Consider the following 14,131-nt stretch of genomic DNA (forward strand, 5'->3'; position numbering starts at 1 on the left):
GCATGAGTCAGTTACAGGAACGCACCCTGCAATATTACCGTCAGCAGCAGTATCAGCCGGGCTGGTTTGATCTGCTAAGTGTGATGATTAACGGGATGCTGAATAACGCCGGTGAGCGCGAAAGTCAGGCTTTTTTACGTCAGATGGGCGATAACCTGGCCCACCGTTACCCGCTGGGCGCGATCGCTACCGTGGCGGATCTGGAAGCACAGATCAATCAGGTGCTGGCGCGCTTCAACTGGGGGTTTGTTGATCTTAAACCGTCGGAGACGGCGATTGTTATCGATCATCTGGCGCTGCCGCCGGGCGATGGGGTGATGCCAGACCGTCAGTGGCGTCTGGCGTTGGGTGCGGTTCTGCTGGGCCTGTATGCCCGCTGGCTGCGCGGTCAGGGAGGGAGCGATAACGTTGCCCTGACCTGTGAAGAAACCGGTGAAAGCTCACTGCGTTTTCGTTACCAGGCGTGAGGAATATGATGATGGCAATGCTCAGGACAGGCATGATTCTGCTCGCACTGGTGCTGGGGATGTCCCAGGCCAGTGCCGCAGAGGGTTGGAGCACGTTTAAAACGCGTTTTATGACATCCGAAGGACGTATCCAGGATACGGGCAATAAGAATGTCAGCCACACGGAAGGCCAGGGCTATGCGATGCTGATGGCGGTGTATTACAACGACCGCAGCAGTTTTGACAGCCTGTGGGGCTGGACGCAGAAGAACCTCAGCAATCCGAACAACGGTCTGTTCTACTGGAAGTACACCCCCGGTGCCAGCGACCCGGTCAGTGACCGCAACAACGCTTCTGATGGTGATGTGCTGATCGCCTGGGCCCTGCTGAAAGCGGGCAATAAGTGGAACGTACCGGCGTATTTACAAGCGTCCGATCGTCTGCAAAAAGCGATTATTGACCGCAATGTGATCACCTTTGCCGGGCGGACGATTATGTTGCCTGGCGCCCAGGGTTTTAACAAAACCAGCTATGTGATCCTCAACCCGTCTTACTTTGTTTTCCCGGCATGGCGTGACTTTGCTGCCCGCAGCCATTTGAAGGTGTGGAATGCTCTGATTGACGACGGTACGCAGTTGCTCTCTGAAATGCGTTTTGGTGACAGTGGCCTGCCAATGGACTGGGTGGCAATGAACGCCGACGGTTCAATGGCTCCGGCTACCGCCTGGCCGCCGCGTTTCAGTTATGATGCAATCCGTGTTCCGCTTTATCTGCACTGGTATGATCCTGCCTCGCTGCAACTTGTGCCGTTCCAGCGTTTCTGGATGAACTTCCAGCGGCTGCAAACGCCGGCCTGGATTGATGTGCTGAGTAACGATAAAGCGCCGTACAATATGGCGGGCGGTCTGCTGGCGGTGCGTGATTTGACGCTGGATGATACCGGTTATATTAATGATGCGTTGAACAGCAGTGAGGATTATTATTCGGCCAGTCTGCGTCTGTTGACGTTCCTGGCACTGAACGACCGCTAATGCCTGTGGGTCGGGCATGCCCGACCCCTACAACGGACAGGCTACCCACCCTCATTTTGCGTAGGGGCGAGGCACGCCCGATCCCTGCAACGGACAGGCTACTCACCCTCATTTGCGTAGGGGCGAGGCACGCCTCGCCCTGAAACGGGTCGGGCATGCCCGACCCCTACTGTGGATACGCCACCCAATCCCCACCGTTCAGCCGAATCCACGGTTTCCCCTGATACATCATCACCACCGCATTATCATTCTCGGAGATCACCGGGGTTTGGGGTAAATCAGCCGTCAGTGTCGCCATATTCACATTGGCGGCATTAAACACCTGACCATCAACCACGCGGGAAACCAACTCGGAAATCGCAAGCAGGCTGGTCGGCGTACTGACATTCAGCGGCTGTGCAGCATGGGGTGCCTTCATCCCAACAAACTTGATGCCCACCGGAACATGGGTAATCGACGGGCTGGGAATATCGCGCAGGCCGGACATCTGCATCCGGTCACCTTCCAGCGCCGCACCGTGCTCTGGCACCACCAGCACCATCACCCGGCGGCCGGACTTATCCAGATTGGTCAGAAAATCATCCAGCTGATCGAACAGCTTTTTCGCCCGTGGCTCCCAGGGGGCGGTTTTGTTGCTACCCAGTTCACGCGTGCCGTCGTGCAGTGGGATCAGATTATAGAAAGTGGCACTGCGGGCCTCGCTGCTTTTCTGCCGGTCATCCAGCCAGCGCTGCATCACCTGGGCATCATCAAACACTGGTTCCCCGTCAAACGAGGTTAACTGAGGTTTCAGCCCGGCCTGTGACATCAGCGGTGCCTGTAAATTGCCGTCATCACGCAGTTCCTGCAAATAACCGCCAAATACACCCGGATGGTCCAGCATCAGCTGTTGCTTAAAGCCGAGCTTCGCCAGGTTATCAAACAGATAGCAACGCTCATCAACCGGTTTGTACAGATCGCTGTGCGAACTCTGACCACAGCTGGCACGCAGCAGGCGGATCCCCGCCGGGCCGCTGTAGCCGGTCGCGGCATTGTAGTTATCCAGCACCACATCAAAGTGCTGCCACAGTGGGTGATTGCGCAGTTTCGCAAACTCGATGTCTGACCAGGCCAGCGAGCAGATATTGATCACCAGAATATCAAAGGGCGCGGAGTCCGCAGGCAGCGTCTCCGGGAACTGCGTAATGCGCTGTTTTTCGCTGTTATAGAAGGCGTTCAGATGAGCCGTCAGGTTGGCGCTGGTGGGAGGAAGCGTCTCTTCCATACCGCTTGCCGCACTTTTTGTGGCCTCAGGTGCCGGGTTTGTTGCCACCGGCGGTGTGGCTTCCCCGGCAGGCAGCAGGTTAAATGCCGGTCCGGCGAGGTTCACTACGTTCACCCACACCAGCATCAGCGAAACCACCACCGTCACCCGCACCCATTGGGCAAGGAACAGATACAGCACCAGCAGAATAAAGGCACCGCCGACCATCTGCCAGTTGATGAAGCGGGTCGTTAAGTCCAGCAGATAGTCGGCGGAAAACCCGGCGAGCTGCCCGCCCTGGCTAAGCAGTGTTTGCAGGCCCGGTAGCCAGGTATCCTGCCAGAACAGGGCAATACCAATAGGAATGGAGACCCAGTGACGCAGCCGGTGCAGCTTCACCGATGGGATCGGCATCAGCAGCCACGCCAGGAAAATCAGATTGTTCAGCGCATGGAAATTAAGGTAGCCAAACCACAGCAACCCAAACTTGAGCAGAAAGTAAAAATTCCAGCCGCCCAGCCCGCGCCAGTAGCGCCAGACAGGGGGGGAAGAAGAAGTGACAGGTTGGCGATCGTTCATCGTTTCTTGGTTTCCGAATCAGGAGATTTTCGCCGCCAGGTCCCTTCATATTTCAGGGCGCGGGGGGGCAGAACACGGTGCAGGATCCCGCGCCATTTTTTGGGCAGCCAGCGGCTGTAAAAAGGCTTCAGTAATAACAGGATCAACAGCAGCAGAATGACGATCTGCACCCCATCCATCAGTGTCATTGCGGGCCCTCTTTATCTGAACGGGTGGCGAGCGTCACTTCTTCCGGCACCAGGCGGATCTCTGGCTGTTTGGTATCGGCCGCCAATTCGTGGGTCTCAGTCGGTGGGGCATCACGCCAGGCGCTGGGCAACATACTGGTTATCTGCCTGACTTCCGAGAGGATTTGTAAATCTTCAAACCACACCATCCGGTTGGTGAAAATCTCGTTGGGTGGCAGATGGAAAATGTACTGCAATGCCGTATCCAGGTCGTTGTAACGGCAGGAAGAGAGGAACAGATACACCCGGTCCTCTATACGCGTCACAAGGTCACCGTAGCGTCGCGGCTTGCACAGCGTCAGTGCCTGTTCAGGGCTGAGTTCCGGAACGGGACGCAGGGCCACCAGCAGACCTTTGCCATCCTCCGGCAGCATGGTGTTATCGATCAACCGTGCCACTGAGCGGCAAAAATGCTCCAGCGGCAGGTAGCCTTTCTCCTGCAGTGGCTGCATGGAGCGCAGTAAAACGCCAAGGTCAGCAGGCACATGGCGGTTATAGAACTGCCCCTGCAACCCTTCCAGAGTGGTCAGAAAACGCGACATAGTGGCATTGAAGGGCACGATGGCATTCACGCCGCAGGCCAGCAGCAGGCGTTCATCGCTGTAGCGCAGGGACGTTTGCATTTCACGCACCACAATTTTCAGGGCGCTGCCGCGCGTGCGGCGCAGGCCGTGAATATCACCCGCCAGAGTCGCGATCTGGTCGTTATGATGCAGATTAAAGATCACCGTGGCGGCACTGGCCTGCTGTGCCCGGCTGGCAAGCTGGCTGTTATCATCAAACAGCGTCCATGCGCTGGAAAGAGGGGGCGCACCTTCCAGTACCGTTTTTTCTGCCAGATAAAGATATTCATCATTTAATGTTAACGGTGTGTTTTGCTCTTCTTCATTAATTTGCTGGAAAGCATCCTGAATCAAAGTGAGGCGCAGCGCACGATCTGCCAGCATGCCACTTTTATTACACCACCAGTTAACCCGGTAATTCCAGCTGTCCTGTTGCCATTCAAGATGCGACAAACCATCCAGATGGCGATAGCGTGTCTGTAAATCATTGCGCAGAAGATTAACGCCGGGACCGGAGGTGATAATCAACAATGTTGATTTTCGCGCGGTTAACCATTTTTGAATCCCCTTCAGCCAGTTATTTAACTCAATGGACGATAACGTCTCCCACGTACTGAAGGCGGTATAAAAAATCAGGAATCGGGGTTTATTGGCTAATACCCGGGAAAAATCTTCCGCTAAATCCATCAGCGCTTCGGTCGTTTCAGGCAAAGAGAATAACGGGATCTTATTCGGGCCGCCTTGTGGGGCAGGTGTCAGCAGGCTGTGGGGAGGTTCAGTCGTGCTGATCAGGGTCAACGCTCGTTGAGCGGCTATCGTCTGGCGCACCAGCAGGCGTGCATCTTCCTGCCTGTTTACTGTGACCCAGTAGCAGCCTGGCGGTTGCATCAACACTAATTCATTTTGAACCTGTCCAAGCCCTAAGGTAAATGAAATCGTCATAAGATTTTTTTGCACCAGGAATAATCCAGCGTGATGGCAGCCTGGAAAAAATTTTTCATACCGCTTGTTATACTGTAAATATACATTACTACTTAACAGGTGCCAGTGAATCATTGATATCGCTTTCACATTTTTATGCATTAGATTGTCGGGATAGTCTGACCACTGACGGCGGTCAGTGTGGGGTCGTGCGCCATCGATGTCTTTTCTGGCATGGTAAAGCAATGAGCTTTAACTCATTAACGTGACAAATGTGTATTATTAAATCGACCTGTTCCTGCATAATGGCTGGCAAAGATGAATAAAAATCAGCGTCCTGCTTTACAAATCGAGAGTGAGCCACCTGATGATATTAGTGCATTGGGGGAGGCATTTTCACTCGGCGCATTTCGTTATATCGATATTGCCCGTCAGGAAAGACTGGCTGCCATTTATGCGCGATGGCCACTACTGACAGAATTGGGTGCACTTCAGAATAAGGAAAGTTAATGCCGATCGTTGCATTGTCGGGATTACGTGGCGGTGTGGGTACCACTTCTGTCACAGCAGGGCTGGCCTGGGCGCTGAACCGCCTTGGGGAAAGGACTATTGCCATTGATTTTTCACCACATAATCAGCTGAGTACCCATTTTAATTCTCCCGTAACACAGTCCCGTGGCTGGGCACACAGCATGCGACACCAGCAGCCGTGGCAGCAGAGCGCGATGCGTTATACCGCGCAACTCGACTTTATTCCCTTTGGGCAGCTTCCGCGTGAAGAAGGACAGGATTATTTTCGTCAGCCTGAAGCGTTACTGACCCCGTGGTCCACGCGTCTTGAAGCCCTGCGTAGCGAGTATCGCTGGGTACTGCTGGATATCCCGGCGGAGTTATCCCATCTGAATCCTTCGCTGCTGCAGGCCGATCACCATTTACTGGTGCTCAACCCGGATGGCAACTGCCATCTGCGCCTGCATCAGGCGAGCTTTCCTGCCAACACCCTGTTCCTGATCAACCAGTTTACTTCCGTCAGCAAGGCGCAGCAGGATTTGCACCAGCTGTGGTTAAGCTCGCTCAGGGCGATGGTTCCGCTGGTGATCCATCGCGATGAGGCAGTGGCCGAAGCGCTGTTGAGCAAGCAACCGCTGGGCGAATATCGCCCACTCAGCCTGGCGGCAGAGGAGATGGCGACACTGGCGACCTGGTGCCTGGTCAACCTTAAAGGTAAAGCGGCATGAACCCGCTGCGCTGGCTGTTGATCCCCCCGGTGTGGCAGGCATTACACCAGCGTTATCGCGACTATCGCCGTCATCGTACCCCGGTGCTGGCCGCCGCGCTCCAGTGCCTGCTGGTGATGTTGGGCTGGACGCTGCTGCGATTTGAATCCCCGGAGTGGCAGTCCGTGCGTGCCCGCCGTCGCCATCTTTACCCGCAGATTTCGCCGGAACGTCCACGCCCGGCGGATCTGTTGCGTTATCTGGTGCAGAGCCTGTGGCTGATGTTGTTTATGCCGCTTGATGCCTCACCGCGCAGTGAGCGCGTGCGGCTGAATGCCTTCCGCCCGCTGGCACTCAGGCGCAAACTTTTTCATCGCTGGCTGCACCGCCTGTCGCAAAAAGCGCAAGGCAGCAGGCTGGAGAGCCGGGGTGAGCGCTGGTTAAATCAGCTGCATCCGTGGCTGCGCAAAGCCTTGTTCAGCGTGGCGGTGCTGGTGGCTACGGCGCTGGCCCTGCTGTGCATCTCGCAGCCGTTTGATATCTGGACGCAGTTTATTTTTGTTGTGGTGCTGTGGATGGTGGCGATGGTGGTGCGGCGTATTCCGGGCCGCCTGCCGGTCATGATGATGATTGTCCTGTCACTGACCATCTCCTGCCGTTATCTGTGGTGGCGCTATACCGTTACGCTGAACTGGGATGATCGGCTAAGCCTGTTTTTTGGTTTGCTGCTGATTGCCGCTGAAACTTATGCCTGGGTGGTGCTGTTACTGGGATATTTCCAGAGCCTGTGGCCACTGCACCGTCAGCCGGTGTCGATGCCGGAGGATACTCATAGCTGGCCGACGATTGACCTGCTGGTGCCAACCTACAATGAACCGTTAAGCGTCGTTAAGCCGTCCATTTATGCTGCACTGGGCCTCGACTGGCCGCGAGAGAAGCTGACGATCTATCTGCTGGACGATGGGCAACGCCCGGAGTTTCGTGAATTTGCCGCCAGCGTTGGCATTCAGTATGTGGCGCGCGAGACCCACGAGCATGCGAAAGCCGGCAATATTAACCATGCCCTGCGCACGGTGTGTCGCAGTGAGTACGTCGCCATCTTTGACTGCGACCACGTGCCGACGCGCTCGTTCCTGCAAATGACCCTGGGCTGGTTTCTCAAAGATCCTAAACTGGCGATGTTGCAGACACCGCATCACTTCTTCTCGCCGGACCCCTTTGAGCGTAATCTCGGACGATTTCGCCGCACGCCCAATGAGGGCACGCTGTTCTACGGGCTGGTCCAGGATGGGAATGATGTCTGGGATGCCACTTTCTTTTGCGGTTCCTGCGCGGTCCTGCGCCGTAGCGCCCTGGAGGAAATAGGCGGGATTGCCGTTGAGACCGTCACGGAGGATGCCCATACCTCGCTACGCCTGCACCGTAAAGGCTATACCTCGGCCTATATCCGCATTCCGCAGGCCGCCGGGCTTGCAACGGAGAGCCTGTCGGCGCATATCGGGCAGCGCATACGCTGGGCGCGCGGGATGGTACAAATTTTCCGCCTGGACAACCCTTTGCTCGGCAAAGGGCTGAAGCTGGTTCAGCGCCTGTGCTACGCCAATGCCATGCTGCACTTCCTTTCGGGCATTCCCCGGCTGATTTTCCTGCTGGCCCCGCTGGCCTTCCTGCTGTGCCACGCGTTTATTATCTTCGCCCCGGCGCTGGCGATCGCCATTTACGTGCTGCCACATATGCTGCACACCAGTCTGACCAACTCGCGTATCCAGGGACGCTGGCGGCACTCCTTCTGGAGTGAGGTCTATGAAACCGTGCTGGCCTGGTATATCGCGCGCCCGACCACCGTGGCGCTGCTGAATCCGCATAAGGGGAAATTCAACGTTACGGCCAAGGGCGGGCTGGTCGCGGAAGAGCACCTCGACTGGGTGATCACCCGCCCCTATATGTGCCTGGTGCTGATTAACCTTGCCGGCGTTGTCGCTGCCGTCTGGCGCCTTGCATACGGCCCGCCCAGCGAGATCCTGACGGTGCTGGTCAGCCTGATCTGGGTGTTTTACAACCTGATTATTCTGGGGGGCGCGGTGGCGGTGTCCGTTGAGGCCCGGCAGATCCGTGAAGCGCATCGCGTGGAGATTGCGATGCCTGCGGCGATTGCCCGCGCAGACGGGCATCTGCTGCCCTGCACGTTGCGTGACTATTCAGACGGTGGCGTTGGGGTGGAGCTGCGTGAAGGCAATGCGCTGAGCGATGATGAGGCGGTATTTTTACTGCTTAAACGGGGCCAGCAGGAGTTCAGCTTCCCGTGCATTGTGCAGCGCACCTTTGGCCGCCGGGCGGGCATCCGGCTGGATAACCTGACGACGCAGCAGCACGTTGAATTTATTCAGTGCACCTTTGCCCGGGCCGATACCTGGGCACTCTGGCAGGACGGCTTCCCGGAAGATAAACCGGTACAAAGTCTGGTTGATATCGTGGTGCTGGGCTTTAAAGGCTATCTGCGTCTGGCGGAGTACGGGCCACCGCGCCTGCGCCAGTTATTTGTTGGTTTAACCGCGCTGGCAGCGTGGATAACCTCTTTCCTCCCTCATGGTGTGGGGCGCGTGCGCAGCCCCGTGACGCAACAGTGAAGATAAAATGATGATGATAAAAAAAAGCTGGTTTACTGCGCTGTTGATCGGGGTGATGCCACTGAGTCAGGCGGCCGATATCCCCACGCCACAGGCGCCTGTGATATCACCGCTGCCCGCTGCACCGCTGCGCGAGTCCGTGCTCAATTTTGCAAAAATCGCGCCGCCGCCCGGGGCTTTCTCCCTGCGCGGCACCCATCCCGAGGGGCAGATTGAATTTGGCGTGCGCAGCGATGAGGTGGCGACAAAGGCGCTGCTGATGCTGAGTTTCCGCCCGTCCCCCGCGCTGCTCCCGACGCTGTCGCACCTGAAAATCTACCTGAATGACGAAATGGTCGGACTGGTGACGCTCACCGCCGAACAGCTGGGAAAAGAGAACCAGGTGGAAGTGCCGATTGACCCGCGTTTTATTGGTGATTTCAACCGCATTCGTTTTGAGCTGGTGGGACATTACACCAACGTCTGCGAAAACCCGGCGTACAGTTCGATATGGCTGGATATCGGTAAAGAGAGCCGTCTGGAGCTGACGCTGCAAAAGCTGCCGCTGACCAACGATCTTTCACATTTCCCGGAACCGTTCTTCGACAGCCGCGATAACCGTCCGATGTCGCTGCCGGTGGTGTTTGCCTCAGCGCCGGACCTTGCCGAACAGCGTGCGGCGGGTATTCTGGCGTCCTGGTTTGGTACCAAAGCGCAGTGGCGCGGGCAGAACTTCCCGGTGATGTACAACCAGCTGCCGCAGGATCAGCATGCCGTGGTGTTTGCGACCAACGCTAAGCGCCCGGATTTCCTGAAGGATCTTCCGCCGGTGAATAAGCCGACCGTGTCGATCGTCAGCCAGCCAGACAATCCCTATCAGAAAATGCTGCTGGTCATGGGCCGTGACGATAACGATCTGATTATGGCGGTTCAGGGGATCGCGCAGGGGGAGTTGCTGTTACGTGGACAGACGTCCATCGTTGACTCACTGAAACCGCTGGCTGACCGTCAGCCTTACGATGCCCCCAACTGGGTGCGTACCGACCGCGCCACCACCTTCGCGGAATTGCAGCAGTATCAGGGGCAGTTGCAGTCTGATGGCCTGCAACCTTCGCCGCTCAATTTCACCCTCAATCTGCCGCCGGACCTGTTCCTGATCCGCGCGCGTGGGATTGATATGGATCTGCGCTATCGCTACACCTCGCCGATCCTGAACGACAGTTCACGACTGGCCGTTCACCTGAATAATCAGTTTGTGCAGGACTACCCGCTGGTGGTGAAGAAAGACCGCAGTCAGCAGCTGCTACACATTCCGCTGATCCAGGGACTGCAGGATGGCAGTACTAACCTGACGATCCCGGCACTGCGCCTGGATGTGGTCAATCAGCTGCGCTTCGATTTTGACTATGCCCTGACCTTTATTGGTGGAACCGCCGACGGGCGCTGTGAAACGGTGGTGCCGGTCAAAAATCACGTGGTGATCGACGGTAGCTCCACCGTCGACTTCTCGGGTTATCGCCACTTTATCGAAATGCCGTCCCTGCGTGCTTTTGCCTCCGCCGGGTTCCCGTTCAGCCGTCAGGCCGACCTGGCGAAGACCCTGGTACTGGTCAACGCGCAGCCGCAGCCTGAGCAGGTGACCGCAATGCTCGACGCACTGGCCACCATCAGCGCACAGAGCGGCTATCCGGCGATGAAGGTTCGCCTGACTGATAACTGGTCGCAGGCGAAAACAGAGGATGCTGACCTGCTGATGATTGGCAGCCTGCCCGCAGACTTAAAAGATGACAGCAAAATTAATCTGCTGGTGGATGCGGCAAAAAGCTGGGTTAACAAACCGCTGCGTCAGCCGGTACTCAGCAGCGTTGACGGCCCGGCGGTCGATCGGCAGCCGGAAAGCCAGACCACCATTGTTTCCGCCGGGCCGATGGCCGCCGTTGTGGGCTTCCAGTCGCCGTTCTTTGAGCAGCGTAGCGTGGTCGCACTGCTGGCCGACAGTCCACAGGCATGGCGACTGCTGGCCGATGCCATGAATGACAGCGGCAAACGGGACGCGATGTTTGGGTCGGTGTCGATTATTCGAGAGTCCGGCGTTAACAGTCTGCGTGTGGGTGAGACCTATTATGTCGGGCACCTGCCGTGGTGGGAGCGCCTGTGGAACCTGCTGGCGACGCACCCGCTGTGGCTGGCAGCGTTGGCGGGTGTGGTGGTGATCCTGTTCGCGGTACTGGTCTGGCGCGTGATGCGCGGCATCAGCCGTCGTCGTCTGTACGACGAGGATGACGAAGAGTGATGCGCCCGCTGCATGGGCTGCTGCTGCCTGTTCTCCTGTTGCCGCTCAGTGTCGTTTTTGCGGCGGACAGTGTGGCGCCGGTAGCGTGGCTGTTACAACAGGTGCGTACCGGGGAGGCGACCAATAAGTACGACCTGGTCGCCCAGTCACTCTACCGACTGGACAAAATTGCCCCGGATAACCCGGATGTGCTGGCGGCAAAACTGCGTCTGGCGCTGCGCCAGGGCGATCAGGCCACCGCTGCCCGGCTGATGAGCCAGCTTAATCAGATTGCCCCGTCTTCGGCGGCAGCGCGGCAGGCAGCAGCCAGTATGCTGCTGATCACGCCGGAAGGGCGTCAGCAGTTCCAGCAGGCACGGCTACTGGCGGCGTCAGGTCGGCTGGAGGAAGCCCGGACCGCCTGGGACCAGCTATTCCACGGCGCGTTTCCGTCAACTGATATTGCGCTGGAGTACTGGCGTCTGGTGGCGCGGCTGCCCGGCCAGCAGGCGCTGGCGCTGGCAGAAATGCAGGCACTGGACGGCCAGGCACCGGGCAATGCAGAGCTACAGCAGTCGATTACTCTGATAAAGCAGGATGTCGGCCGCACACAAGCGGATACCCGTGCCGCGGCGCTGGGCGCACGCGGCCAGGCGCTGACTCAGGCCGGTAACCGTGCGGCTGCCACGACCTGGTTTCGCCAGGCGATCGCTGCTGCCCCGGAGGGTGACGACGTGAGTAAATGGCAGAGCCTGCTGCGTTCGAATCAGTACTGGCTGGCCATTGAACAGGGCGATAAGGCGCTGGCGCAGGGGGATACTCGCGCGGCAGAGCGTTACTACCTGCAGGCACGGCCGCTTGACCCGCGTGACGGCTATGCGCGCATTGGCCTGGGTGATGTGGCGCTGGCCCGTAAGGACAATAGTCAGGCCGAACAGCATTACCGCGAAGCGCTGCGCGTTGAGCCGGGTAACACCACGGCGGTGCGTCGGCTGGCCGCTGTTTATCAGCAACAGTCCCCGCAGCGGGCGCTGGATTTCCTGAATACCCTGCCCGTTGCGCAGCAGCGTGCGCTGGGCGATACCCTTGCCAGTCTGCGTAGCAGTGCGCTCAGTGATGAGGCCGATCGGCTGGGGCAGCAGGGGAAATGGTCGCAGGCAGTAGCAAAATATCGCCAGGCGCAGCCGGATGCCCCGGATGATGTCTGGCTGAATTATCGCTACGCCGGAGCGCTGCGCGAAAACGGCCAGACGGCAGCGGCAGAGGCGGTGATGGCGGCGATGGCCCGGCGCCAGCCGCAGGACCCGGCACAGGTCTATACCTACGGGCTGTGGCTCTCCGGGCGTGATAACGATGATGCCGCGTTGAAGCAGCTAAATACTCTGCCAAAATCCCGGTGGACGCCCGATATTCAGGCGTTGTCAGACCGTCTGGAAAGCCAGCGTCTGCTCGACCAGATTGATGCTCAGATAGCGCAGCAGCAGCCTGCTGATGCGCAGCGTCTGTTACAGGCGTTGCCCCCTGTGGTCAGTGCAGCCAGCCTCAGCAACGGACGCCGGGTGGCGAATGCCTGGGCGAGCATCGGTGAAACCGATCGTGCGCGGACACAGTATGCCGGGCTGAAAGCGCAGGCAGAAAAAGAGAGCCCGTCGGAGCTGAGTGCGCTGGTCCTGCGTGATGCCGCCAGGCTGGAGGCCGCACAGGGCCAGTCCGCGGCCGCACTGAACGATTACCGGCAGGCGATGGTGTCCAGCGGTATTGCTGCACAGCCCCCGGTCGATAACGATACCTTTACCCGGCTGACGCGTAACGATGTGCGCGATGACTGGCTGAAACGGAGTATCCGCAGCGACAGTGCCGACCTGTATAAGCAGCAGGATACGGTGTTCACGCTCGAAGAAGATTACTCGCGTAATAAAGGCACCGGCGGTATTTCAGATTTCACCGCACGTACCACCATGTTGCAGGCGGAAACGCCCTGGGATGAGGGCCGTAGCTGGCTACGACTGGACAATGTCGATGTGTCGGCGGGGACCTTTTCACGCAATAGCAGCGGTAATATCACCGAAAATTTCGGCACCTGCGCCAATGACGATGCGCAGTGCCGCCAGGACGTTAAACAGCACCAGAATGGCACCAGCATCGGCGCAGGATATCGCAGCGATCGCTGGTCAGCCGATCTCGGCACCACCCCACTCGGTTTCGAGGTCACGAACTGGGTAGGGGGCCTGACCTGGAATACCGATATTGATGAGGTGGGTGTTTCGCTGACCGCCTCACGGCGACCGATTTCCAGCTCGTTACTGGCTTTTGCCGGGGCGCGCGACCCGAACCCGGCCAGTGGAAAAACCTGGGGCGGGGTGGTGGCTACCGGGGGTGCCATTGGCCTGAGCTATGACCGGGGTGAGGCACATGGCATCTGGGCCGATATCAGCGCTCATCAGATCGGCGGCACTAACGTGGCGGATAACTCTCGCGAACGCCTGATGAGTGGCTACTACTATAAGTGGATTAACGAGGATAACCGCCGCGCAACGATTGGCCTGAATGGCATGCTGTGGCATTACGCGAAGGATCTCAGCGACTACTCTCTCGGCCAGGGCGGCTACTACAGTCCACAGCGTTATGCGTCAGTGTCAGTGCCTGTCACCTTCCGTCAGCGCACAGAAAACTGGTCATTTGACCTTGGCGGTTCGGTTTCGCTGTCCCACTCAAAAACGCGTGCTCAGCCGCGCTATCCTCTCAGTTTTGGCGACCTGACCCGCGATAATCCGCCGGGCAGTGACGGGGGCGGCAGCGGCGTTGGCTACACGTTACAGGCGCTGGTGGAACGGCGGTTATCGTCACACTGGACGCTGGGGCTCGGGGTGGATATTCAGCAGGCGAAGGATTACACCCCCAGCCACGGATTGATGTATCTGCGCTATTCGATGGCGGGCTGGCAGGGCGATCTGGATATGCCGCCGCAGCCGCTGATCCCCTATGCAGATTTTAAATAATGCGCAGGGAGCCTGAAAAGGGGACAG

Annotated in this window: 10 protein-coding genes; 7 read left to right on the forward strand and 3 right to left on the reverse strand. The window is 58.1% G+C overall.

Going from position 1 to position 14,131, the window contains the following annotated elements:
- The first annotated feature begins 2 nt into the window (after positions 1 to 2).
- Positions 3 to 467: a cellulose biosynthesis protein BcsD gene (gene bcsD, locus FVB43_RS13975; RefSeq protein ID WP_133844610.1), complete on the forward strand. Its 465-nt coding sequence runs from the start codon at positions 3 to 5 to the stop codon at positions 465 to 467.
- Positions 468 to 478: 11 nt separating this feature from the next.
- Entirely contained in the window at positions 479 to 1,477 is a 999-nt protein-coding gene (locus FVB43_RS13980) for a glycosyl hydrolase family 8 (protein ID WP_167864274.1), read from the forward strand.
- 166 nt (positions 1,478 to 1,643) lie between these two features.
- Here FVB43_RS13980 and bcsG read toward each other — a convergent pair whose 3' ends face one another.
- From bcsG to bcsE, 3 genes are read right to left on the reverse strand one after another with little or no spacing between them, the layout of a single operon-like run.
- Positions 1,644 to 3,299 carry a cellulose biosynthesis protein BcsG gene (gene bcsG, locus FVB43_RS13985; protein ID WP_167864187.1) on the reverse strand — a complete coding sequence of 552 codons (1,656 nt, stop codon included), beginning with the start codon at positions 3,297 to 3,299 and terminating at the stop codon, positions 1,644 to 1,646.
- Positions 3,296 to 3,487 (reverse strand): cellulose biosynthesis protein BcsF, encoded by a 192-nt coding sequence (gene bcsF / locus FVB43_RS13990; protein ID WP_133844606.1) that lies wholly within the window; start codon positions 3,485 to 3,487, stop codon positions 3,296 to 3,298. The genes bcsG and bcsF overlap by 4 nt, the downstream gene beginning before the upstream one ends.
- Entirely contained in the window at positions 3,484 to 5,031 is a 1,548-nt protein-coding gene (gene bcsE, locus FVB43_RS13995) for a cellulose biosynthesis protein BcsE (protein WP_133844604.1), read from the reverse strand. The genes bcsF and bcsE overlap by 4 nt, the downstream gene beginning before the upstream one ends.
- A gap of 297 nt (positions 5,032 to 5,328) precedes the next feature.
- Between bcsE and bcsR the strand changes: the two genes are divergently transcribed.
- The 5 genes from bcsR to FVB43_RS14020 are packed head-to-tail and all read left to right on the forward strand — an operon-like array spanning position 5,329 to position 14,104.
- Positions 5,329 to 5,520, forward strand: coding sequence for a cellulose biosynthesis protein BcsR (gene bcsR / locus FVB43_RS14000; protein WP_159338350.1), 192 nt, complete (start codon positions 5,329 to 5,331; stop codon positions 5,518 to 5,520).
- Complete coding sequence (gene bcsQ, locus FVB43_RS14005; RefSeq protein WP_167864188.1) at positions 5,520 to 6,248, forward strand: cellulose biosynthesis protein BcsQ; 729 nt, start codon at positions 5,520 to 5,522, stop codon at positions 6,246 to 6,248. The genes bcsR and bcsQ overlap by 1 nt, the downstream gene beginning before the upstream one ends.
- Complete coding sequence (gene bcsA / locus FVB43_RS14010; protein WP_167864189.1) at positions 6,245 to 8,854, forward strand: UDP-forming cellulose synthase catalytic subunit; 2,610 nt, start codon at positions 6,245 to 6,247, stop codon at positions 8,852 to 8,854. Before bcsQ ends, bcsA begins: the two co-directional genes overlap by 4 nt.
- 10 nt (positions 8,855 to 8,864) lie before the next feature.
- On the forward strand, positions 8,865 to 11,126 hold the full coding sequence (gene bcsB / locus FVB43_RS14015; RefSeq protein ID WP_167864275.1) for a cellulose biosynthesis cyclic di-GMP-binding regulatory protein BcsB: 2,262 nt from the start codon (positions 8,865 to 8,867) through the stop codon (positions 11,124 to 11,126).
- Positions 11,126 to 14,104, forward strand: coding sequence for a cellulose synthase subunit BcsC-related outer membrane protein (locus tag FVB43_RS14020; RefSeq protein WP_167864190.1), 2,979 nt, complete (start codon positions 11,126 to 11,128; stop codon positions 14,102 to 14,104). Before bcsB ends, FVB43_RS14020 begins: the two co-directional genes overlap by 1 nt.
- Positions 14,105 to 14,131: the final 27 nt, after the last annotated feature.

This window comes from Erwinia rhapontici (assembly GCF_012271765.1).
Classification (GTDB): Bacteria; Pseudomonadota; Gammaproteobacteria; order Enterobacterales; family Enterobacteriaceae; genus Erwinia; species Erwinia rhapontici.